The sequence below is a fragment of the Euzebyella marina genome, from assembly GCF_014855515.1.
GTDB classification, from domain to species: domain Bacteria; phylum Bacteroidota; class Bacteroidia; order Flavobacteriales; family Flavobacteriaceae; genus Euzebyella; species Euzebyella marina.
Map to the genome: position 1 here is coordinate 1268974 of NZ_JACYFK010000001.1, position 23199 is coordinate 1292172.

Below are 23199 nucleotides of genomic sequence, written 5' to 3' on the forward strand. Positions count from 1 at the left end.
TCGTAATTTACAATGACAACTTAATACTATAGATTAACTGCTTTTTCGGGTGAATTATTATGGCAAACATGAATGAAGATTTTTTAAACGACATTAGGGAGGGTAATGTGACCAAGGTAGAGAAGAAGGTTCAACAAAATCCAGAATTGATAGGTCTAAAAGACCAACGCGGCTCTACACCCTTAATATTGGCAACCTACTACAATCAATTTGATATTGCCCAATTACTTTTAAACCAAGGGGCCGGGGTAGACGAAGTTGACGGGGCGGGCAATACCGCCTTAATGGGAGTCTGTTTTAAAGGCTATGACCAATTGGCCGAACTTCTGGTCGAAAACGGAGCGAATGTCAATCATAGAAATGCAATGGGCGGTACTAGTCTTATTTACGCCGCAACTTTTAAGAGGCCTGAGATAGCAAAGTTATTACTGGCAAACGGCGCTGATAAATCGGTAAAAGATAATCGGGGTCAAACAGCCCTTGATCACGCCAAACTTCAGGGTTCCGATGAGTTGGTGCAACTTTTAGAGCGAGATTGATGGGTTTAACGAATGAAGATCAGCTTACTTTAATAAAACGATTAAAGGCTATAGCCGAAACAGGTCTTGTGTACGCTGAAAGCGATTATTCCGAAGAGCGATATACCGAAATAAGACAAATAAGCCTTCAATTATTGAGTCATTTGTCAAATTCTGAATTATCAGTTTTAGACAATTTCTTTTTACCTGAGAAAGATTATCCAACCGTAAAGGTAGATGTTAGGGCCTTTGTGCTAAATGACAAACAGCAAATACTTTTGGCAAAAGAGCGTATAGATGGTAAATGGACGATTCCTGGAGGATGGGCCGATATCGGCGATACGCCTTCGGAAGCTGTACTGAAAGAAATTAAAGAAGAGACGGGGCTGGAGGCCGAGGTGAAACGGTTGTTGGCGGTTTATGATAAGCGTTGTCACCCGCACCCACCGCAACCATTTTATATTTATAAGCTTATATTTTACTGCGAAGTTAAAGGAGGTCATCTAAACCACGGATTCGATATGCAAGGAGCTGATTATTTTGATGTGGATAAATTACCCGAGCTATCGGAGGACAGAATTTTGAAATCTCAAATTGAACACCTGTTCGAATTGACCAATAATGGTTCAAATCAAGTTTATTTCGACTAAAATGAAAGACCAGCTAAAGATTGCGTTGATACAGGCACCTCTTGTTTGGGAGAATCCCGAAGCCAATAGAAACTATTTTGAGAACAAATTGGCTGATGTAAATGAGGAAATTGATATGATGATTCTGCCGGAAATGTTCACGACTGGGTTTACCATGACCCCTCAAAATATCCACAGCTCAGAAGGAGAAAACACTTTGGTATGGATGAAAAAGTTGGCCCAAAAACAGAATGCCGCCATTGTTGGTAGCATTGTTTATGAGGCACAAGAATTCTTTACCAATCGTTTGTTTTTTGTGAAGCCGGATGGCGGAATTGACTATTATGACAAGAGGCACACTTTTACCTTGGCAGGTGAAAACGAAGTATATAACTCGGGTGCTAAAAAGTTGATTGTCAATTTTAGAGGCTTCAAGATTTGCCCGATGGTTTGTTATGATTTAAGATTTCCGGTTTGGGCCAGAAATGTCGAGAAATATGACGTATTGCTATATGTAGCTAATTGGCCAAAACCCAGAGTCGGAGCCTGGGATGCACTTTTAAAGGCTAGGGCTATTGAAAATATGGCCTATTGTGTTGGCGTCAATAGAGTAGGTGTAGACGAGAAGGGGCATAAATATTCCGGCCACTCTGCTACATACGATTGCTTGGGCGAGCAATTGGCGTACTCCGAAAGGGAAGCTATTCTCTATTCAACTATCGAAAGAAACCACATCGAGGAAACTAGAGAGAAATTAAAATTCTTAGAAGATATGGATGACTTTACTCTCGAATAGTAAAGGTTTCCACTTTTTCCCAGTTGGCACGAATCTCGATAACGTCTGGGTAGTAACTTATTTTTTCGGGTTGTCTTTTTTTGAGGTAGCTGCCAGTATCCCATTTGCCGTTATCATTAGTGTCGAAAATAACCCTTAGCAGGTACATCGCTGGCTCTAAATGGTTGAATTCAAATGATTGGGGCTCTCTTGCGACAATCTCCCTTTTGAGGGTGCCTTGTTCATCCGTGAGTTGAACTATTAAAGGGTATCTATCTTCTTTGACGTTTACTTCAAATCTGAGGTTTCCATAATCGGCATAACTGCCAGTGGAAAGAAAATAAGCGGTAGTATCATTGCTTTGACCAAAAAAGTCGGTTATAGCACCTGGTAGAAGGTCTAATTGATAGCTTTGATTGGGTTCTCGTTCAAACTTAAAGTCAACTTTATTCTCTATACTATCTAAAGATGCCAAATAGGAAACGGGCAGCGAATCTTGGTTCATCATGCTCATTTTTGTGGTATCGACCTCACTGATAGGTGTGTTTGATGCTATATAGAAAGGCAGACTAAAACTTAAGGAGCCACTTTGATTAGGGTTCAATCGCATAGAATCAATACCCACTTTTCTGTTTTTAACAGTAAAGGTATCCCTGACCATTAAACGCTCATTGGTTACGGTGAAAATGAGAGAGTCCATTTCAAAGGGTGTCAGCCAGTAGTTGAGCGTATCTTTATCACGTTCTTTTACCACTTTCGTCCTTACAGTATCGGGTAAGGCCGTAAGAGGTTCGATTTTCACACCTGAGGCATCCCCATAATAACCAAATTGAATCCGGTTTTTAGCCACTAAACTGGGCACTGCCATACTAAAATTGGGCACTTCTTTGAACAGTGTCAGCACATAGGTAGAATCTGTGGGCAAAGTAATCGTGTCGTTCAAAAAGGCAATCTTATCGGCATTTTGATCGAAAATATTATTCTTTCCTGCGTCTTTGAGTGCGAATAACTTGTACTGACCCTCCTTCAAATTTTTTAATCTAAAGATTACGGCACTATCAAGTGTATTGGTGATATAGTTGGGTGGTTTCTGAAAAATAGTAGAATCGGTATATGCCGTATCGATTTCGTATAGCATTACGCTGATAAAATCATCAGCCTTTTTTTTGAAGGCATCTCTGACCGCCCCAGATAATCTTAAAGAGTCGATATAATCACCCGTAGAAAAAACATAGGTTAAGAAACTACTTGGGTTGCCTTCATTGTTATCTTGAACGCTTTGCCCAAAGTTGAGGGTGTAAGTGGTATTTTCTCGTAAGGTATCCTTAAATTTAAACTCAACATATCTGTTGGCACCCCCTTGAGGCGTAATTTCAGGCTGATATTTCAATGGAGGGGAAACTATTAATTGATTTTGTACATCCTCCAATTTGATGAGTTCATTAAAGTAGAGGCGAATTTTACTCGCCTTGAAATTGATAGTCATGCTATCGGGCTCGGTTCTGACCAATTTAGGCGGCGTTATATCTTTCGGCCCTCCCGAAGGGCTGCCTTTTCTGGCGCATTGCCATACAGTAAGAGCGATGAAAACTAAGAAGAGAAAGGCCACCAACCTACGAACCATAATCGTAAAATCTAGGCCACAAAGAAACAACTAATTTTTCAATTGCCAGTTTTAGGAACCACTGCCATACTGGCTATATAGATGGTGGTATTTGTGCCTTTTGATAGTGCTTGGGCACAAATTTCCATAGTTCCTCCGGTTGTAATTACATCGTCAACCAATAGTATTCTTTTGTTGTTGACTCGCGATGGGTCTTGCAATTTGTAAAGTGATTTTTCTTGTTGCCATCTGCCCACCCTACTTTTACGTGTTTGTGTTTTGGTATTTGATGTTTTGACCAAAAGATTATCAACGTATTCAGCTTTTAGATAGAATGCGAGTTTCTGGGCAAATTTTGAAACTTGGTTATAGCCTCTTTTTCTTAGTTTTTTGAAATGTAGGGGTACGGGTATAACCAAATCAATAGTATTCTTGAGCTCGTGGTTTTCTAGTAGCTGTTGCCCATACCAGTCTCCTAGAAAATCGCCTATATGTTCTTGGTTTCTGTATTTTAGGTTGTGTATGACTTGTTGAACGATGCCTTTTTCAATGAAAAAGAGGAACGAACTGGCCTTTTCTATGTTAATTCTACCATAAAATATACGGTCTACTGGGTTTTCTTCGTTAAAAGTATAATCGGTGAGTGGCAAATTGTTCCGACAAACTGTACAGAGCGTTTCCTCTCCTCTGATTAAATGGTCATTACATCCAAAACACACCCTTGGAAACAAAACCGAATTGATATCTATTAGTATATTTGTTAACTTTTTGTACAGCAAAATCTTAAGTCTTAAAGCCCAACTTACCTAAAGCTCATCCGTTCCCAATGAACGTTCAAGATAACAAATTCAATTACAAGATAATTTTTGCTGCCTTAGTCGCTGTGATTATAGGTATTTTGATTGCATTCTATTATAGCTATGCCCAATCAAGAAGCGAAATAGCTTTCTTGGAAAGGGAAAAGCAGATCTTGGTGCAAGATTTAAGCCTTATGAAGACCGATGTAGATCGATTATCGGCTCTCAACGAGGTAAATGAAATAGAACTGGAAAGTTCAAAGTATCGAATTCAGCAATTATTGGATTCTGTCGGTCAATTGAACTTTACGGTTGAAAAGCTAAGGGAATACAAGACCGAACTCCGCAGGTTAGAAGCCAAGAACGATAGTCTTAAGCTTAAGAATAATTTCTTGAGATATAACAATGTTCTGCTTACCGAAAAATACGAAAAGACGAAACAAGAGCTTGAGCAATTAAAGGGCAAGAGTATATCGTTGGCAGAGGCCGAAGCTTTGCAAAGACAAAAAATTCAAGAACTTAATAGAGAGCTTAAATCAAAGAGTTATTTAAGTCTACAGGCTACAGAAGGCAGTGGTTTCCGTTTGAGAAGTGGCCGTCCTATCAATACCAATAAAGCCTCGATTATCGAAAAGTTACGTGGCTGTGTTACTGTACTTGCCGATATAACCGAGATGAATACCACTAAGGTTATTTACTATCAGTTTCTAGATCCCAATATGAAGGTTATAGAAGACAACGCCAATACAATCTCATTTAACGGCAACGTATACAGCAAAAGGGTCGAGTTCAATTTTGATGGTGAAGAAACCACTATCTGCGATTTTATAACCATTCCTCAGGGTTCGTTGGAAGAAGGTACGTACAGGCTTAATATTTTTGAAGGCCAGAAACTGTTGTCTTCCACAGAATTTGAACTGAAATAATTTTTTTTGACTTTCCGTAATATCCTATTTTTGCCGCATGGCAAAACAAGAAGACGATTTTAAGAGGGTAATTTCCCATGCTAAGGAATATGGTTATGTATTCCAATCAAGTGAGATTTATGATGGGTTGAGCGCTGTTTATGACTATGCTCAGAATGGCTCTGAACTTAAGAAAAATATAAGGGATTATTGGTGGAAGGCCATGGTGCAACTGAACGATAATATCGTCGGTATAGATGCTGCCATATTTATGCACCCCACCACGTGGAAAGCTTCGGGCCACGTAGATGCTTTCAATGATCCGCTTATTGATAACAAAGACTCTAAAAAAAGGTATAGGGCCGATGTTTTAGTAGAAGATTATGTTTCAAAAATCGAAGCAAAAATCGAGAAGGAAGTTGCTAAAGCAGCCAAGAGATTTGGCGATAAGTTTGACAAAGAGCAATTTTTGGCAACCAACCAACGTGTTGTTGATTATCAAGAACAAGCAAATACGATACTTAAAAGATTGGCCAGATCCTTGGAAAAGGAAGATTTGGCCGATGTAAAAAAGTTGATTGAAGAACTTGAGATAGCTTGCCCAATGTCAGGTTCAAAAAACTGGACCGATGTTAAGCAATTCAATCTTATGTTCGGAACCAAGCTCGGTGCCTCTGCCGAAAGTGCTATGGATCTTTATCTTAGGCCAGAGACTGCGCAAGGTATTTTTGTCAACTTCTTGAACGTACAGAAAACGGGAAGGATGAAAATTCCTTTTGGGATCGCACAAACCGGAAAGGCTTTTAGAAACGAGATTGTCGCGAGGCAATTTATTTTTAGAATGCGGGAATTCGAACAAATGGAAATGCAGTTTTTCATTAAGCCGGGAACCCAGCAAGAATGGTACGAGAAATGGAAAGAAACCCGTATGAAGTGGCATCTTTCTTTAGGAATGGGAGAGGATAACTATCGTTTTCATGACCATGAAAAATTGGCCCACTATGCAGATGCCGCTGCCGATATAGAATTTAGATTTCCTTTTGGCTTTAAAGAATTGGAGGGCATACACTCTCGAACCGATTTTGATTTGGGCAGCCACGAAAAGTATTCAGGAAAAAAACTACAGTATTTTGACCCCGAAACTCGTGAAAGCTATGTGCCCTATGTATTAGAAACGTCAATTGGTCTTGATCGTATGTTCTTGGCCGTTTTCGCAAATTCTCTACAGGAAGAAGAACTGGAGAACGGAACTTTTAGAACTGTTTTGAAATTACCGGCTGTTTTGGCTCCTACAAAAGCGGCAGTTTTTCCGTTGGTTAAAAAAGACGGTCTGCCGGAAGTTGCCCAAGAGATTGTTGATGACCTTAAATGGGATTTCAATGTTCTTTATGATGAAAAGGATGCTGTGGGGCGACGTTATAGAAGACAGGATGCTAATGGTACCCCTTTCTGTATCACGGTTGACCACCAAACTCTAGAAGATAAAACCGTTACAATCCGCTATCGGGATAGTATGGAGCAAGAGCGTGTGGCCATTGATGATTTGAAAAGTATCATTCATCAAGAGGTCGATATGAAAGGGTGGCTTAAAAAGATGCTTTAAACTTTAAAAGGAATCTGGCCTTACTCCAAGTAAATAATTACAGCTGATAACCCAATCGTAGGCTGCCGTAATAATTTCTTGCATCACCGGGATAGTAATAGCGGGGTTCACCGCCAAAACTTCCGGCATTGATAAGAACTGACGAGGCATAAACTTCATCAAAAATATTATTGATTCCGAAATCGGCACCCAATGTAAATTTGGGTGTCAATTTTTTGTGGTATCCTAATCTGGTAGTAAATACGGTATAAGGATCGCTTTCCAAACTATTGTCATCCCGTAGGGGAATTTCCGAAACATGTCTGTGGGTAATATTCCAATAAAAGTCTTGGAACAAACGCAGCTGAATACCGGCTGTTCTTTGTTGTTTTGGCACTCCTGTCAAAGGGTTACCAGAATACACTTCATCTTCGTCAACAAAGTCTACGAACTTATGGTCATTGAGGGTAAAGCTCAAAAATGGCGATAAAACTATGTTTGAATTTATATTCCACCTATAATCCATGGTGATTTCTAACCCCCTGTGTTTGGTCTTACCTGCATTTCTGCCAATATATTGGTCTTCGGCAACTCTTTCGGCCACTAAAAGGTTTTTTACATCCATTTGATAGCCCACTAGATTTAAATGAAACCGTTTTTGATGTAAAAACAGCTCTGTTCCGATTTCATAATTGATGCCGATTTCTTGCGCTATATCTGGGTTGATCACACCTTCTGGGGTGAGAGTTTGTTCGACTGTAGGGTTAGAAAAACCTCTACTGATATTCGTGAAGAATTGCAGGTCTTCGTTCATGCTATATTGAAGGTTCAAACTTGGCAAAAAGATGGTTTTAAAACTTCGTTCTGCACTCGTATTGGCCGCACCCGTATTAAATTTATCACGAAAATCGTAGCTGGTCTTATTGATGTTGAAGCCCAACTGTGAACTTAATTTTTCTGTTATTGGAAATAATACAGTGCCAAATAAGTTGAGTTGCCTCCTGAACTCTTTATTGTCAGCGAACAAATTGCCTTGTAGGCTGCCGTTACTTTCTGTTTCAAGAGTTTCATATAAGGCCCAATCATACTCATCTTTATAAAGCTCCCCTCCAAAAGAATATTCCGTAACCGTTTCGAAAATGGAGAAATCACCGGTAAAGTTGGTTCGAATTCCGTAACCATTTGTATGTTCATCAAGAAAACCTAAAGGTCTGGGCCTTTTTTCAAAGTGATCTAAATAACTATAGAAAACACTGGTAGAATTCGACAAATGCTCACTGATCGAGCGTTTATAGTTCAAGCCTACCAAAGTATAGTTATTTGCCTCGTAACCCGAAACGCCTCCCCAATTGGCGGCGGCCTGTGTTGGGTCTTCTGCAAACGCCGTTGCTCCGATAGAACTGGCGATGTGCGCAGTATAGTCAATATGGTTGACCAAGAGACCAAGCGTATTTTTATCATTGATCTTGTAAGATGTATTAAGCAACAATCCGTCTCTGTCAAAACGGCTGTTATCACGATAGCCATCAGTTTCCATATGGCCATACTGAAGGCCGACCCGTAACTTGCCGTCATTATGATTGAACGAAAGATTGTTCTTTATCATTCCGAATGAGCCCACTGTAAAATTGTTATTCAGGTTGGTCGAATTGCCAATGGCCTTTTTTGGTGTTAAAATTATGGCGCCCCCAAGGTTGGAGCCAAAAGAAGATGCCTTCGGGCCTTTAATGACCTCAATCTGACTCAGGTTTTCTAAGTCAAAGGCCTCGATGGTCGAAAAACCTGAACCATCTGTTACAGGAATATCGTTATAATATAATTTGAGCTTATCGGTGCCAAAAGCAGTTCTACTGCCTATACCCCTAATAGTTATACGGTTGGTGTTCAAAGCTCCGGAGAGAATGAAAACTCCCGGTATTTGATTTACCGAAGAAGCCAAATCGGCAGGGCTATAATTCTGGAATATTTGGGCCGATATAACCGAAGATGGCTCAATACCTATGGCATTTTTGGTTTTCAAGGCATCTAACAATATCACTTCATCCAGTTGGGTGATACTATCATTTTGTGAATTGTTTTGGGCAAAGACTAAGGCGGTAAAAAGTAAAAAGGGGAATGTAAGTGCTTTCATTTATGAGGCTGGGTAAGTACCAAAAATACGGCTAAAATCTTAACCAGTCGTAAATAGAGTGCTTCTTTGAAATAAGCGGAGAACGGGTAAACTCACCACACGTTTTTTTAATACTGGGCTAATACCTATTTTGCCATTAATTCTTCAAATGCATGAAAATAGTTTCTTATAACGTAAATGGGGTGCGTGCAGCTTTAAACAAAGGTCTTTTGAATTGGTTGCAGGCCGTCAAACCTGATGTTGTCTGTTTACAAGAGATAAAGGCCATGAAAGAGCAGCTTGATCTTACCCTTTTTGAAGCCGCAGGCTTTCCTTATCATTATTGGTTCAGTGCCCAAAAGAAAGGCTATAGCGGTGTGGCCATTTTATCAAAGATTAAACCCGATTTCATACAAGTTGGCACCGGCATTGATTACATGGATTTTGAGGGAAGGAACATAAGGTGCGATTTTGGAAATTTGTCGGTCATGAGCATGTATCTGCCATCAGGTACTAACTTAGCCCGTCTTGAACATAAATTGACCTATATGGCCGATTTTCAGAAATATACCGAAGAGCTCAGAAAGAACCATCCGAACCTTGTTGTTGTAGGCGACTTCAATATTTGCCATAAGGCAATTGATATTCACAACCCTGTAGGCTTAAAAAACGTATCAGGGTTTCTACCTGTTGAACGTGAATGGATAGGTAATTTTATTAATAGCGGGTTTATAGATAGTTTTCGTCACTTCAACAAAGAAGCTGATAATTATACTTGGTGGAGTTATAGGGCCAATGCCCGGGCAAACAATAAAGGCTGGCGCCTTGATTATGGCATGGTAGCCGAACCATTAAGGGATCAACTTAAAAGGTCTGTTATTCTTAAAGATGCCAAACATAGTGACCACTGTCCGATTTTACTAGAAATCGAAAATTAACCTGAGCAACAGACTTAGGCCATAGGTTTTGCTTAAATTTGGGTTTTTCAAGAAACAACACCCCAAATAAACAACATGAAGTACACCCAACTTCCGCACACCGATATTGAAGTAAGTAAAATTTGCCTAGGTACAATGACCTGGGGAAATCAAAATACGGAGGCTGAAGGTCATGAGCAAATGGATTATGCTGTTGATCAAGGAATCAATTTTTTTGATACCGCCGAGCTTTATCCCATTCCTGCCCATCCCGATAGGCATTCGGTCACAGAAAAAATTATTGGCACTTGGTTTAAGAAGAACGGCAATCGCGATAAAATTATTTTGGCCTCGAAGATTGCCGGAAAGGCGGAGATGACCAAGTTCATTCGCACAACGGGTTTTAGTAAAGAGTCGATAATTGAGGCGGTCGAAGGTAGCTTGGGTCGCTTGCAAACAGACTATATCGACCTTTATCAACTTCATTGGCCAGAAAGAAACACCAACTATTTTGGAAAGAGGGGTTATAAACACGATGTTTCTGACCATTGGCAAGACAACATTCATCAAGTATTGGAAACTCTTCGTGATTTGGTAAGGGAAGGGAAAATTCGACACATAGGAATATCGAACGAAACCCCATGGGGTACGATGCGTTTTTTGATGGAAAGTAAGGTGCATGCTGGGCTACCACGCTCCTTGACTATTCAAAACCCCTACAATTTATTGAACCGATTGTTCGAGGTAGGTCTTTCTGAGATTTCCATGAGGGAGAAAATCGGATTGTTGGCCTATTCCCCTTTAGGTTTCGGTACCTTATCAGGAAAATACCTAGGTGGAATGAAACCAGCTAACGGACGAATCAGTCTTTTTCCGCAATACAATAGATATAGTAGTGAAACGGCGGTGAAAGCTACGGAAAAGTATCATCAACTGGCAAAAGAAAACAACCTGTCGCTTACTCAGATGGCTTTGGCGTTCGTTAATACGCGACCATTCGTAACAAGCAACATAGTGGGTGCGACTACCATGACTCAATTGAAAGAAAATATAGGTAGTATCGATGTTAAACTGACAGACGATGTGCTAAAAGGTATAGAAGAGATTCATAATCAAATCCCTAATCCGGCACCATAAGTATGATTTTCTTAAAAGTAGGGTTAGGGCAATTGGTGCTAATTGTCTTGGTAATTTTGGTCATTTTAGTTTGCGCTAGAATTATGAGAGATAGGCGCTAGCCGAATAAATCGCCAACAACATCTTCGATTCTAGCAGCTTTGTGAACGGCTATTTTTGTATTCTTTAAACTAATCTTATTGTTTTTTGATACGTAGATCGAGGTGAAGCCCAATTTTTCAGCTTCCAAGATTCGTTGGTCAACTCGTTGTACGGGCCTTATTTCTCCTGCCAGACCTACTTCGGCGGCAAAACAGACTCCCTTTTCAATTGGAATATCTTCATTGCTTGAGAGTATGGCGGCAATTACGGCAAGGTCAATAGCGGGGTCGTCAACAGATATTCCACCTGTAATGTTCAAGAAGACGTCTTTCGCCCCCAGTTTAAAACCGGCCCTTTTTTCCAAGACGGCCAGAAGCATATTAAGTCTTTTTGCGTTGTAGCCAGTAGTCGACCTTTGCGGGGTGCCATAAACTGCAGTGCTGACTAATGCCTGTATTTCTATCATTAATGGCCGCATACCCTCGATAGTAGAAGCGATTGCCGTACCACTTAGTTTCTCTTCGTTTTTTGAGATCAATATTTCAGAAGGGTTATTGACCTCTCGAAGGCCAGCGCCCTGCATTTCGTAAATACCAAGTTCTGCGGTAGATCCAAATCTATTTTTTAAAGACCGCAAAATTCTGTAGACGTAATTTCTGTCTCCCTCGAACTGTAGAACCGTGTCTACCATATGCTCCAATATCTTAGGGCCGGCTATTGATCCGTCTTTGGTGATATGACCGATCAAAATGACCGGGGTATTCGTTTCTTTGGCAAATTTCATCAGTTCGGCGGTACATTCCCTAATTTGAGAAATACTTCCGGCGGCAGATTCTATATAATCGGAGTGTAAGGTTTGAATGGAATCGATTACCACAATATCAGGTTCCGTGGCTTCTATTTGGCGAAAAATGTTCTGTGTTTTTGTCTCGGTCAGAATATAACAATTCTCGCTATCGGGGTGTATGCGGTCAGCACGCATTTTTATCTGCTTTTGGCTTTCCTCCCCCGAAACGTACAATGTTCTATAGGGTAGTTTTAAAGCGATTTGCAGTAATAATGTACTTTTTCCAACACCAGGTTCGCCACCCAATAGCACCAAAGCACCAGGAACCAAACCTCCGCCTAGAACCCTGTTGAACTCAAGGTCAAAAGTATTTAACCTCAGTTCCTTATCGGTGCTAATTTCATTTACACGAAGGGGTTTAGAAACTTTTTTGGCGGTGTTCGAAGTAGTTTTCCAACTTTGCTTTTCCTCCTTCTGAACTAACTCTTCTACAACTGTATTCCATTGTTTGCAAGAACTACATTGACCGACCCACTTGGAGTACTGGGCACCACAATTTTGACAGAAATAAGCGGTTTTTGTTTTGGGCATGAACTACCTTTTAAGAATAGGGTAAAGGTAATGAGTAAATTATAGATTACTTGGCTTCTTAAGAAGTGAATGTGGTTAAATGGTCATTAGATTAAAGTTGCAGGGTAACTGTACTGCCGGCATCAACACCCACTGGCATATTAATTTTTATGTGGGATTGTTTTTCACGTTTTTCCCACTTTGCCGAAAAGTGCTCCCCTTGTTCGTTTATTTTGGCAGATACTGTAAGCTGCATTTGTAAAAGTTCTCTGTTTGGATCAGAAACTGATATTTGGTTTATGTTATTTCCATCGATTTTTAGCATAACTATTCCCGGAGTAGTTGAGGTTAGTTCTAGATATTCGTTAAGTTTAATTGTGCCTCCCTTATAAAAAACCACTTGATAAATGCCTAGGTCGTTATTTTTTACGGCCTGTAGGTAAGGGGTGTTTGAAAGGATGGATATAGCCTCGTTGATATCTGAATTCTTTAAGTTATCTATTGTGGTTGCCGGCTTTACTATGTATTGATAAGACAGGTTTTTGGGTTTCGCCCCATGATCTAACCATATGGCAAACACATCTTTGGAAATTTGTTCTTTGGAGGATGTGACTTGTTTATTGATTCTCCACCAACTTCCACTTTCTTGTTGATTTTTTACATATACCGTTGTTGGTTTGGGAAATACGTATCCTATGCCATCTTGAAATACCCAGCTGGTGTTATCAATCTTTTCTATACCTGGTTTTAATTCTAGTAGGGTATTATTACTGAAAACAGCAGGTTGACTTCGTAGCAATGTTTGATTTAATGTTGTTACGATTTTATCACTATCATTATCGGCCGAAATACCGGCCCCTAGACAAACAAACTCTGTGTCAAAAAAGAACCAAGATTTTCTGGCAGTTAGAGTATCGCTTAATGTTTTAAAGTCGAATGCCACCGCGCCATATGTGCCGTCGGTTACCGCTCCTACAAAATCTGTATGCCCTAATTTAGTAATTTCTTTAGGGGTTGGCATTTTGTCATTTTGGGCAATGGTGGCTCCAGGAATCTTGCGATAATCGTAGACAGGCCAGATGTCGAAATACTCATCACCAGAAATTGAAATATGGTTGGCACCATCGCCCCTGTAGTGGTTCATTAATCCTTCACTATTGTAAGGTTCTTCCATGTTGTGCACTCTGGTAGAATACATTCGCACAGATGTAAAGAAATTTGGACGTTGAAATGTAAAGTGCTCGGAATGTCTAAAATAGGTGGCGTGGGAAATTATATCGCCCTTTTTATCTTGCCTAAGATTAATTATCGACCGTAATTCTTTTTTTCTATAATCGGAAAGCGATAATAGCTTTTCAGGCATGTCAGGATTAAAAGGTTTTAGAGATCCAGGTCTGCTCATACTTCTATTTTTAGCACCTGGATCAGGAAATTTGCCATATATGGAGGTCTTACAAATACCATCTAAAAAGTAATCGGTCAACTCTTCTATTTTGGAGTTTGAAAATGAATATTGGGTGTCATCAACAAAGACGGCCCACTCGATAAATGCACTGGCATATCCCAGACCGTATGACAAGGTATTGTTGACCCCATCTCCTCTATGGTGAAAACTATTGTCGTACTGAATACCCCTACCATTTGCTTCTCTGCTACCAAAACCTCCTTCGCCGTCTCTAAATCCATAACCAAAAGTGTCACCAATCCATGGTACACGCTTTATTTCATTTTCAATCACTTTAATGACATGTTTGAAATTTTCATGATTATCTAGAAACAACATATTTTTAGCCTCAATACCGGCTATTTTTACCCTGTCGCCCCCAGGTCTTGCCCCTTGAGCATTCACATTGGCCCTGTTGATAATAGGTTGTAGCTCATTAATTAAATCTGAAGGTAAATCGTCATTCATAAGCAGACATATTCTTACCATTAAATCAGGAATGCCAATCTGATTATACCACCAGTTATCACATATGTAATCATTGTCAGCCCAGTGTTTAAGAGCCTTTATAATCGTATTTTTAACTTGAGGTTTTTTAAAGAACCGGGAAGAATCTGTTCTATATGACTTTGCAAGGGTAAGAATGTTGCTGGCGTGAAAACGATGTAGAAAACCTTCTCTTGATACATCGCTATAGTCAATTTCTGGCCATGTGCCGTTATCCTTTATTGAAGAAAGAATTTTTTCGACATCGTTGTTTGATACTGGGTCTAATATAGAGGAAACAACCCTTTTCTTGATTGTTTGTAAATCGAGCTCGTTACTAAACAGGATTAGGTGGGATAGTAAGCACATTAGGCATAATGCGTACACCCTAATTTTGTTAATCATTTTGACAGTTCTTGGTTGTTGGTCTGCCCCAAGGGAGGTTGTAAGGTTTCCTTCAGGAAGAGAATTTAAAGGTAAATTCCTTTGAAGATACAAAAACCAATAGTAACTACGTCAATTAATTAGTTGTCTAATGTCTTTTAAAGGTAGGTGATAAATAGGAGTTTAAGGGTTAAATTCTAATACCCGAAGTCAGCCTTTAAAGCGTCAATTTTTTCAAGGGCCATTTCTTTGGTCAAGAAATCAATCTCATCCATTCCGAAAGCTTTTTCAAAAGTTTTGAGAGCTTTTTTAGGTTCCCCTAATTGCTCATAATATTCTCCTTCGAAATAAAAGCCCATCATGGTGTCAGGAAACTCTTTCTTGCAAAGATCTGATAGCGGTTTTAACGATTCGATATCTTCCTTTTTTCTGCTGGCCGCGTAGATGGCCATTATATCGTTGAGGTCGACTGTCTTTTGAATGCCGAACAATTCTTCAATGCCCTTGTATTTATTCTCTAAATATTTAAATACAGGGTCTTCTGAGGTCAAAATTTCTTCTTTATATTCTTTTGGACTTATGGGTTTGAACATGCCGAATATATTATCGAAGGCCTTACCGATACCATAGGTGGCTACAGAAATGTGGTCTGCACTCTCATATTGATGAAAGTTGTAGTGCAGGGTTTCTTTTTCGATTGCCTTAATAGCATTGTGCATTGCCATTATTCTGGGGGTATCTTTATTTTTTTCGCCTTCCACTATTAGTTCGTAGAACATTTGTTTATCGAAAGCCGACAAGCGAGAAGGAACCCTATTTTCCATTTCTGGAGCCAAAGTGGGAGAAATATTGATGTAGGCATTAAAAAGAGAGTTTTCTTTAAACAACCAGTAATTGGTATAATTGGCTGTAATGTCATAACCAACTACCATCTTAAATGGCGCCGTACTGTAGTTCAAGTCTAGATATGGAATGATTTCCATTCCTAAAAATTCGAAAAACAACTTTCCTTTTTCTGAAGGAAGACCATCTTCTTCATTCCATGCGCAATCATCGAAACGTATGCTTTTTTTACTTTGATCGATACCTACTACAATACTCGCGGGCATACCATGAAATTGGTTGTAGAATTTGGCATTGGCTACCACTTGATCGAACAAATATTCGGCATCGAGCACTACAATAAGAGGATATTTTTTTTCCTTGTCATAGTCCTCTGGAAAATAATATCTCACATCTCTTCTTTCTTGTAGTTTGAAAGATTCGAATATTTCTTGGGTAACTTGACCGTATATACCGGAACACACCAAAAGTGCGATAAAAGTAAATTTGCGTAGCATGGTTAAATGTTTGGCTATCTATTTCTGTTCAATAACGGTAATAGCAGAAAAGATATTGCACCAAATACAACAACCATTAAAGTCTGGGCAATCCACATAATCCAACCATAAGCGTCTCCCGAAACCTTGCTGATTCCGTAAATGGCGAGTGCTTTGCTGATGGCCAGTGGATATAGCCCTATACCGCCATTGGTAAACATCATCGCCAGAGAGCCGGCTAAGAAGGCGACAAGCAGTTCGCTGGTGGTAAGGCCCAATGTCTCGGGCACCGTAAATTTAATGACCCACAGCATGCCAATATAGCATGCCCAAATAAACACGGTGTGAGCAATGAACGCCCACTTTTTTTCCATTTTAAAAATGCTCAGAACACCGTCCGAAAGGCCTTTTAGAAATGATTTTAACCGAACTGCAAAAGGTTTGGTAGACTTTTTAATGAAAACCAAGAAAAGAATACCGACTAAAACAGCCAATGCCAGTAATAACAAGATTTTATTTAAGGGTATGCCAATGTTGTCTAAATAACCTAAAATAATATCGGTCTGTAATAATAACGTTATCAGTATAACAAGCAAAAGCATGATTACATCGATAACCCTTTCGGTAATAATCGTTCCGATTCCTTTATCGAACGGAACCCCTTCGTAGGTGGTTAGTGCCGTGGCTCTCAAAATTTCCCCAGCCCTGGGAATGCCAAGGTTGGTGAGGTAGGCCATTAAAATGATGAAAGTGTTATTGATGATTTTTGGCCGATAGCCCAAAGGCTGTAAAAGACAATTCCATCGTATAGCTCTTGAGATATGGCCTAGAATGCCAAGTATCATCGAAGCACCTACCCAGAGCAAATCAGCATTCTTGATATAAAAAATAATTTGCTTTATCTCCTCTTCTGATGTGGAATAGTACCAGTATAAAACCAAAAAAACTCCCAATGCAATTGGGAGTAAGGTCTTAAGTATTTTTGTGAGGGTCGTCTTCAATGATTAATTCAACAAGTTGTTCTGTTCGTTAGGAAAAACCAAGGCGGGATTAAATTCTTTCGCTTCTTTGATATCCATCCAAGCATAGGTGATTAAGATCAGTATGTCGCCAACGGCAACTTTTCTGGCTGCTGCCCCGTTTAAGGTTACTTCACCACTGTTTCTTGGTCCTGGTATTGCATAAGTTTCTAGCCTTTCACCGTTGTTATTGTTAACGATTTGTACCTTTTCGCCCCTGATGATATTAGCAGCGTCCATAAGGTCTTCATCTATAGTAATACTACCGATATAATTTAGGTCGGCGCCAGTAACTTTAACTCGGTGAATTTTAGATTTTACAACTTCTATTTGCATGGCACAAAGGTAAATATAAATTTTGCGATGACACTTCTGGCTTTCGGTTGCTCAAAGGTCATTAGTTAAGGGCAATGTTGTCTATCAGTCGCACCCCTCCGGCATAAACGGCAATAAAGGCCCTATATTTTTCAGATTTCAGTTTTTCTTCGATCGGTTTCAATGTTTTAACATTGGCGATTTCAAAATATTCCAGTTCTAATTCCGGTTGTTTTTCAAATGCGCTAGTCACCCAATCCTTCACATAAATAGCACTTTTCATGCCAAATTTTGTCTTGGCAGTCAACAAGGTTTCGTAAATAAAACCTGCTTTTAGTCGAAGAGCAGAGCCCAACCTTTCATTGCGCGAACTCATTGCCAGACCGTGCGCTTCCCTAACTATCGGACAGGGTATTATTTCTACAGGAATCTGTTTTTGTTCAACCAGTTTCTTTATAATTTGCAACTGCTGAAAGTCTTTTTCCCCAAAATAGGCTTTGTTCGGTTCGACCAATCTTAAAAGGGCCTCCACTATGGTTCCGACACCATTGAAATGATCGTCTCTAAAGGCACCCTCCATAACTTGATCTAAACCTTCGAAATCATAGGCTTTTGATTCTACTTGATTTCCGTACATCTCCGATTCTGAGGGGGTGAAAATTATGAGCTCATCGGAAACGTTCTTAAGAAGGTCGAGATCGGCCTCGAGCGTTTTGGGGTACTTCTCAAGATCTTCTTGTTTGTCAAATTGGGTCGGGTTTACAAAAATGCTTACGACAGTTAGTGCGTTTTCGTCGACGGCCATTTTCACCAAAGAAATATGCCCTTGATGTAGGGCGCCCATAGTAGGGACAAGGCCTAAGGTGTTCGTTGGTTCTAAGCCTGCTACCGCTTTTTTTAACTCATTCTTGGTGCTGCAAATCAACATGGGTTTTATTTAAAAGCGAGCAAACTTACTATATTACAGCTAATCTGCATAATTTTTGTAATTTTGCAGCCACGTTACACCAAAAGAAAAAAGCAAAATACATGAATGGTAAAAAGATATTGTTCGTATCGTCGGAATTAGTACCCTATCTTCCGGAGAACGAAGTTTCCTTAATGTCTTACGAAACTCCGAGGATGGTAAACAGTAACGGTGGCCAGATTCGGATTTTTATGCCAAGGTACGGCAATATCAATGAGAGAAGGCACCAATTGCATGAAGTCATTCGATTGTCGGGCATGAATTTGGTTATCAATGATATGGATATGCCTTTGATTATCAAGGTGGCTTCTATTCCCAGAGAAAGAATTCAGGTATATTTCATAGATAATGACGAATACTTCAAAAGAAAGGCGACTTTCTCCGATGCTGACGGCAATTTATTTCCCGACAATGACCAGCGAGCTATCTTTTTTGCCAAGGGCGTTGTCGAAACGGTGAAAAAGTTGAATTGGACTCCCGATATTATACATGTTCATGGTTGGATGGCCTCTCTTTTGCCTCTATATCTGAAAAAGTATTACGCCGATGAGCCTCTTTTTGATACAAGTAAAATCGTAATTTCTGTTTACGGTAAGTCATTCGAGGGTGAATTGGAAAAAGATATGATCAAAAAAATAGCTTTCGATGGTATACCCGAAGAAAGTATTTCTGCTCTTGAAACCCCTACGTATAATAATTTGTTAAAAGTTGCCGTAGATCATTCCGATGCCGTTATTTTAGCCGCGGAAGAAATTCCGGCAGACTTGAAAGACCATATTTCCAACCTAGAAAAACCGGTGTTGCCTTACGTTTCTTTGCAAGAGTTTGAAGAAGCGTATGCTAATTTTTATAACACTGAAGTTTTAAAATAGTCCGAATGACATTTTTAAAGAATTCAATTTTTGCTGCTTTGGCAGTGGGTTTTCTAATGGCCTTTGTAGTGTCTTGCGAACAGGATCCTACCACTATTGGGTCTGGGGTAATTGGCAGTTCACCTTTTATTACTGATAAGGCTGTTTTTGATGTTTATGCCTACAACAAAAAGATAAAGGCCGTAAGTACCAATAAATTGCCTATTTATCAATTGGGTTCTTTTACTCATCCTGTTTATGGTAAAACAACGGCTAGTGTAACTTCGCAAGTGCAGTTGTCAAGTGTAAATCCGACTTTTGGGATAAATTCACAAGCTCAAGAAGATAATCCGAGTAGTACAATCGCTACGCAAATTCCCGAAAACGAAAAAATCGACTCTGTTTATCTCTATATACCTTTTTTGACAAACCCAGGAGGGGACTCTGATGGTGACGGGCTGGTAGATGAACTGGACCAGTATCCCGATGACCCGGCAGGTGACTCTGATGGTGACGGACTGTCAGATGCGCAAGAAATAAATCGTGGAACCGACCCTAATGATTCTGATACCGACGACGATAATATTGGAGATGCAGAAGATGATGATTTTACCGCCAACCAATACAAAAAAACACTTGATATTGATAGTCTTTTTGTGGATGGAAAATTGTATGGCCCATCTACAGCGGTAGGCCCCTTAAATTTAAGAGTTGAAAGGTCAAGCTACTATCTGCGTGATTTAGACCCTAATGCTAACTTTCAAGAGGCTCAAGAATATTATAGCAATCAAGAATTTTCTCCAACTTTTGTTGATAGCTTACTATTCGACGGGGAAGTAACAATTAACCCAGATCAGATAGCTCTTAAAAGTAGAGATGATGCTTCAACTGAAGATGTCGATGAGTCGGAAAACTTCACTTATCTGAATCCTGGGATCAGGGTTCAATTAAGCAATGAATTTTTCCAAAATAATTTCATTAATAAAGAGGGAAGTGCAGAGCTCTTGAATCAAGAAAATTTCAAAGACTTTTTTCGGGGTATTCATTTATCGTTAAACGGGGTGTCTAATGAGGTAATGATGCTGTTCGACATTAAGAATGCAAATATTACCATTTCATACAGTTACGACACTGCCGATTCTAATGGTGTTGTAACAGAAGGTAATGGCAAGCGTGATTATGTCTTGAATTTTTTAACTGCTGTGGTTGGTAGTACTGGTCAGGCTACTGGTCAGGTTAATGGCAATGCTGCCAATACCTATATTAATGAAAGTTACCCAGCTGAAATTTCTGATGCTATTACAAGTGAAGAAAATGCAGAAAAGATATACCTTAAGGGTGGCTCAGGTACAATGGCCGAAATAAAGCTTTTTGATGAAGAGAATGGCCGTTCTGTAATTAATCAGATTAAGTCAAACAATTGGATTATTAATGAGGCCAATTTAGTATTGTATGTAGATGATAATAGTGATGTTGCTACGCCTCCTAGTTTGTATTTGTACAATACAGAGACCACTTATCCGGTCTATGGAATACCTTCAAATCAGAATGATCAATCAGTCAGAATTTTTGATTATGATGGCAAGCTTGAAAGAACAAGTGCTGGTAAAGCATTAAAATATACCATTAAAATTACCGAGCACATTAATGACTTGATTGTTAGAGACGCTCAGAATGCCACGTTAGGTTTATCTATAGCTTCCGCATTAAACAGAACGGGGTTGCGTAACTCCATTTTGCCCGATGATAGCGAGGAAGAAGTTCCTTTAACGTCAACCCTCAGCCCATTAGGAACTGTACTTTACGGCAGCAATGTTGCCCCTGAAAATTTAGATAAAAAGCTTAAGCTTGAAATATTCTATACTGAGGTAGAGTAGAGTAGTTAGCGTCAATTTTCTTCTCTTGAATTCAACATACTATTCAAGAAAATACCCCGTTTAACATTTTATAGAACCGTTGTTTTTAAAAGGTTCTTGTACATTTGTTTGAAACACTAACTCACTTCAGCTATAAATTACTAATATATGTGTGGAATAGTAGGGTATATCGGTCATAGAGATGCTTATCCGATTATAATTAAAGGACTTAGAAGACTTGAATATCGAGGTTATGATAGTGCTGGTATTGCATTATATGACGGGGAAGATATCAACTTATCAAAAACTAAAGGGAAGGTAGAAGACCTTAAAAAGAAAGCCGATAAATCAATATCTACTTCAGGGGCTTTAGGTATGGGACATACAAGATGGGCAACACACGGGGTGCCCAACGATGTTAACTCACACCCCCATTATTCGAATTCAGGTAATTTGGTCATTATACACAATGGGATCATTGAAAACTATGAATCCATAAAAAAAGAGTTGATAAAAAGAGGCTATACTTTTCAGTCCGACACCGACACCGAGGTTCTAGTTAACCTGATTGAAGAAGTCAAAAAACAGGAAGATGTAAAGTTAGGTAAGGCCGTTCAAATAGCCTTAAATGAAGTTGTTGGCGCGTATGCCATTGCCGTATTTGATAAACAAAAACCAGATGAGATAGTAGTGGCTAAATTAGGTAGCCCTTTAGCAATCGGTATTGGTGAAAATGAGTACTTTATCGCTTCGGATGCGTCACCTTTCATCGAGTACACTAACAATGCCGTTTATCTTGAAGATGAAGAAATGGCCATTGTAAGACTGGGCAAAGAAATTAAATTACGTAAAATTAAGGATGACGCGATAGCCTACCCCAATATTCTTGAACTCAAAATGAATATTGAACAGATCGAGAAGGGCGGATATGACCATTTTATGTTGAAGGAAATTTATGAGCAACCTAGGGCTATCTTAGACACCTATCGAGGTCGTTTGCGTGCCGATCAAGGTATTATCAAGATGGCCGGTATTGATGAGCATCTAGAAAAATTCATGAATGCCAATAGAATAATTATCGTTGCCTGTGGTACGTCTTGGCATGCCGGTCTTGTAGCCGAATATATTTTTGAAGATTTAGCACGGGTTCCGGTCGAGGTCGAGTATGCTTCTGAATTTCGTTACAGAAATCCTGTGATAACAAATAAAGATGTTTTGATTGCTATTTCGCAATCTGGAGAAACTGCCGATACCTTGGCAGCTATCAAACTTGCAAAAGAAAAAGGTGCGTTTGTTTTTGGCGTTTGTAATGTAGTTGGTTCTTCTATAGCTAGAGAAACCGATGCGGGAGCTTATACGCATGCCGGGCCGGAAATTGGGGTGGCTTCTACCAAGGCATTTACTACTCAAATCACAGTTTTGACGCTAATAGCCTTAAAATTGGCCAAGGAAAAAGGTGAATTTTCAGAATCTAAGTTCCATGAATTTTTAACAGAGTTGGAAACTATTCCCGCCAAAGTTGAAAAGGCCTTGGAATCAAATCCCCTAGTTGAAATTATATCTGATGTTTATAAAGATGCGACCAATTGTTTATACTTGGGTAGAGGGTATAATTTTCCTGTAGCACTCGAGGGCGCACTTAAGTTGAAGGAGATAAGTTATATTCATGCAGAAGGTTATCCTGCGGCTGAAATGAAACATGGTCCCATAGCCCTAATAGATGATCAAATGCCGGTTTTTGTAATCGCTACCAAAAAAGGGCATTATGAAAAAGTGGTCAGTAATATTCAAGAGATAAAATCTAGAAAAGGAAAAATCATAGCTATCGTTACCGAAGGTGACGAGCAAGTAACAGAATTGGCCGATCATGTTATAGAGGTTCCAGAAACTTTGGAAAGTCTTTCGCCATTACTTACTACCATTCCGCTGCAGCTATTATCATACCACATTGCGGTAATGAGGGGTTGCAACGTTGACCAGCCACGAAATTTGGCCAAATCGGTTACGGTAGAGTAATTTTAACAACTTATAAGCAATATTTTTTAAGGGTCACGGTTCTTACCGTGGCCTTTTTTATTGGGTTTTCTTAATATTTGCACGTTCTGATTGAGAAAAATATATTATGCGCGCATAATTTTTTTCAAATT

At 39.5% G+C, this 23199-nt stretch carries 19 protein-coding genes; 10 read left to right on the plus strand and 9 right to left on the minus strand.

Annotated features, from left to right (window positions below):
• Positions 1–68: 68 nt before the first annotated feature.
• Genes IL356_RS05085 through IL356_RS05095 form a run of 3 tightly spaced genes read left to right on the plus strand, consistent with a single transcriptional unit; the run spans position 69 to position 1943 of the window.
• The gene (locus IL356_RS05085) at positions 69–539 is read left to right on the plus strand and encodes an ankyrin repeat domain-containing protein (RefSeq protein ID WP_121850827.1); all 471 of its coding nucleotides are present in this window, start codon (positions 69–71) and stop codon (positions 537–539) included.
• The gene (locus IL356_RS05090) at positions 539–1168 is read left to right on the plus strand and encodes an NUDIX hydrolase (RefSeq protein WP_121850496.1); all 630 of its coding nucleotides are present in this window, start codon (positions 539–541) and stop codon (positions 1166–1168) included. Before IL356_RS05085 ends, IL356_RS05090 begins: the two co-directional genes overlap by 1 nt.
• Position 1169: 1 nt before the next feature.
• A complete protein-coding gene (locus tag IL356_RS05095) occupies positions 1170–1943 on the plus strand; it encodes an amidohydrolase (protein ID WP_121850826.1) in 774 nt (257 codons plus the stop codon).
• Here IL356_RS05095 and IL356_RS05100 read toward each other — a convergent pair.
• Together IL356_RS05100 and IL356_RS05105 are read right to left on the minus strand one after the other, a co-directional pair.
• On the minus strand, positions 1930–3546 hold the full coding sequence (locus tag IL356_RS05100) for an Ig-like domain-containing protein (RefSeq protein ID WP_121850495.1): 1617 nt from the start codon (positions 3544–3546) through the stop codon (positions 1930–1932). The genes IL356_RS05095 and IL356_RS05100 overlap by 14 nt on opposite strands.
• 38 nt (positions 3547–3584) lie before the next feature.
• Positions 3585–4175: a ComF family protein gene (locus tag IL356_RS05105; protein WP_225621388.1), complete on the minus strand. Its 591-nt coding sequence runs from the start codon at positions 4173–4175 to the stop codon at positions 3585–3587.
• Positions 4176–4351: 176 nt separating this feature from the next.
• Here IL356_RS05105 and IL356_RS05110 point away from each other — a divergent pair, with 176 nt between their 5' ends.
• Together IL356_RS05110 and IL356_RS05115 are read left to right on the plus strand one after the other, a co-directional pair.
• Positions 4352–5248, plus strand: a complete 897-nt coding sequence (locus tag IL356_RS05110; RefSeq protein WP_121850494.1) for a hypothetical protein — start codon at positions 4352–4354, stop codon at positions 5246–5248.
• Positions 5249–5285: 37 nt separating this feature from the next.
• The gene (locus tag IL356_RS05115) at positions 5286–6830 is read left to right on the plus strand and encodes a glycine--tRNA ligase (protein ID WP_121850493.1); all 1545 of its coding nucleotides are present in this window, start codon (positions 5286–5288) and stop codon (positions 6828–6830) included.
• A 37-nt stretch (positions 6831–6867) separates the two neighbouring features.
• Here IL356_RS05115 and IL356_RS05120 read toward each other — a convergent pair whose 3' ends face one another.
• Complete coding sequence (locus tag IL356_RS05120) at positions 6868–8940, minus strand: TonB-dependent receptor family protein (protein ID WP_121850492.1); 2073 nt, start codon at positions 8938–8940, stop codon at positions 6868–6870.
• Between the two features lie 152 nt (positions 8941–9092).
• Here IL356_RS05120 and IL356_RS05125 point away from each other — a divergent pair, with 152 nt between their 5' ends.
• Together IL356_RS05125 and IL356_RS05130 are read left to right on the plus strand one after the other, a co-directional pair.
• Positions 9093–9857, plus strand: a complete 765-nt coding sequence (locus IL356_RS05125; protein ID WP_121850491.1) for an exodeoxyribonuclease III — start codon at positions 9093–9095, stop codon at positions 9855–9857.
• A 75-nt stretch (positions 9858–9932) separates the two neighbouring features.
• Positions 9933–10973: an NADP(H)-dependent aldo-keto reductase gene (locus IL356_RS05130; RefSeq protein ID WP_121850490.1), complete on the plus strand. Its 1041-nt coding sequence runs from the start codon at positions 9933–9935 to the stop codon at positions 10971–10973.
• A 97-nt stretch (positions 10974–11070) separates the two neighbouring features.
• On the opposite strand, the gene radA is transcribed toward IL356_RS05130, so the two are convergent.
• From radA to panC, 6 genes are all read right to left on the minus strand, one after another.
• A complete protein-coding gene (gene radA / locus IL356_RS05135) occupies positions 11071–12432 on the minus strand; it encodes a DNA repair protein RadA (RefSeq protein WP_121850489.1) in 1362 nt (453 codons plus the stop codon).
• A 91-nt stretch (positions 12433–12523) separates the two neighbouring features.
• On the minus strand, positions 12524–14746 hold the full coding sequence (locus IL356_RS05140; RefSeq protein ID WP_162987957.1) for a polysaccharide lyase family 8 super-sandwich domain-containing protein: 2223 nt from the start codon (positions 14744–14746) through the stop codon (positions 12524–12526).
• Positions 14747–14922: 176 nt separating this feature from the next.
• Positions 14923–16065 (minus strand): alpha/beta hydrolase, encoded by a 1143-nt coding sequence (locus IL356_RS05145; protein ID WP_121850487.1) that lies wholly within the window; start codon positions 16063–16065, stop codon positions 14923–14925.
• Positions 16066–16079: 14 nt separating this feature from the next.
• Positions 16080–17045, minus strand: coding sequence for a lysylphosphatidylglycerol synthase transmembrane domain-containing protein (locus IL356_RS05150; protein ID WP_121850486.1), 966 nt, complete (start codon positions 17043–17045; stop codon positions 16080–16082).
• A 3-nt stretch (positions 17046–17048) separates the two neighbouring features.
• Positions 17049–17399, minus strand: a complete 351-nt coding sequence (gene panD, locus IL356_RS05155) for an aspartate 1-decarboxylase (protein WP_121850485.1) — start codon at positions 17397–17399, stop codon at positions 17049–17051.
• 61 nt (positions 17400–17460) lie between these two features.
• A complete protein-coding gene (gene panC / locus IL356_RS05160) occupies positions 17461–18306 on the minus strand; it encodes a pantoate--beta-alanine ligase (RefSeq protein ID WP_121850484.1) in 846 nt (281 codons plus the stop codon).
• Positions 18307–18407: 101 nt separating this feature from the next.
• Here panC and IL356_RS05165 point away from each other — a divergent pair, with 101 nt between their 5' ends.
• The 3 genes from IL356_RS05165 to glmS all read left to right on the plus strand — a co-directional run bounded on the left by IL356_RS05165 (position 18408) and on the right by glmS (position 23068).
• Positions 18408–19217, plus strand: coding sequence for a glycogen/starch synthase (locus tag IL356_RS05165; RefSeq protein WP_121850483.1), 810 nt, complete (start codon positions 18408–18410; stop codon positions 19215–19217).
• A 5-nt stretch (positions 19218–19222) separates the two neighbouring features.
• Entirely contained in the window at positions 19223–21073 is a 1851-nt protein-coding gene (locus IL356_RS05170) for a DUF4270 domain-containing protein (RefSeq protein WP_121850482.1), read from the plus strand.
• Between the two features lie 147 nt (positions 21074–21220).
• The gene (gene glmS, locus IL356_RS05175) at positions 21221–23068 is read left to right on the plus strand and encodes a glutamine--fructose-6-phosphate transaminase (isomerizing) (RefSeq protein ID WP_121850481.1); all 1848 of its coding nucleotides are present in this window, start codon (positions 21221–21223) and stop codon (positions 23066–23068) included.
• Positions 23069–23199: the final 131 nt, after the last annotated feature.

Bases quoted from the DNA above. Each gene is read 5' to 3' on its own strand.
- IL356_RS05085 (WP_121850827.1), top strand. From the start codon at position 69: ATGAATGAAGATTTTTTAAACGACATTAGGGAGGGTAATGTGACCAAG.
- IL356_RS05090 (WP_121850496.1), top strand. From the start codon at position 539: ATGGGTTTAACGAATGAAGATCAGCTTACTTTAATAAAACGATTAAAG.
- IL356_RS05095 (WP_121850826.1), top strand. From the start codon at position 1,170: ATGAAAGACCAGCTAAAGATTGCGTTGATACAGGCACCTCTTGTTTGG.
- IL356_RS05100 (WP_121850495.1), bottom strand. From the start codon at position 3,546: ATGGTTCGTAGGTTGGTGGCCTTTCTCTTCTTAGTTTTCATCGCTCTT.
- IL356_RS05110 (WP_121850494.1), top strand. From the start codon at position 4,352: ATGAACGTTCAAGATAACAAATTCAATTACAAGATAATTTTTGCTGCC.
- IL356_RS05115 (WP_121850493.1), top strand. From the start codon at position 5,286: ATGGCAAAACAAGAAGACGATTTTAAGAGGGTAATTTCCCATGCTAAG.
- IL356_RS05120 (WP_121850492.1), bottom strand. From the start codon at position 8,940: ATGAAAGCACTTACATTCCCCTTTTTACTTTTTACCGCCTTAGTCTTT.
- IL356_RS05125 (WP_121850491.1), top strand. From the start codon at position 9,093: ATGAAAATAGTTTCTTATAACGTAAATGGGGTGCGTGCAGCTTTAAAC.
- IL356_RS05130 (WP_121850490.1), top strand. From the start codon at position 9,933: ATGAAGTACACCCAACTTCCGCACACCGATATTGAAGTAAGTAAAATT.
- radA (WP_121850489.1), bottom strand. From the start codon at position 12,432: ATGCCCAAAACAAAAACCGCTTATTTCTGTCAAAATTGTGGTGCCCAG.
- IL356_RS05140 (WP_162987957.1), bottom strand. From the start codon at position 14,746: ATGATTAACAAAATTAGGGTGTACGCATTATGCCTAATGTGCTTACTA.
- IL356_RS05145 (WP_121850487.1), bottom strand. From the start codon at position 16,065: ATGCTACGCAAATTTACTTTTATCGCACTTTTGGTGTGTTCCGGTATA.
- panD (WP_121850485.1), bottom strand. From the start codon at position 17,399: ATGCAAATAGAAGTTGTAAAATCTAAAATTCACCGAGTTAAAGTTACT.
- panC (WP_121850484.1), bottom strand. From the start codon at position 18,306: ATGTTGATTTGCAGCACCAAGAATGAGTTAAAAAAAGCGGTAGCAGGC.
- IL356_RS05165 (WP_121850483.1), top strand. From the start codon at position 18,408: ATGAATGGTAAAAAGATATTGTTCGTATCGTCGGAATTAGTACCCTAT.
- IL356_RS05170 (WP_121850482.1), top strand. From the start codon at position 19,223: ATGACATTTTTAAAGAATTCAATTTTTGCTGCTTTGGCAGTGGGTTTT.
- glmS (WP_121850481.1), top strand. From the start codon at position 21,221: ATGTGTGGAATAGTAGGGTATATCGGTCATAGAGATGCTTATCCGATT.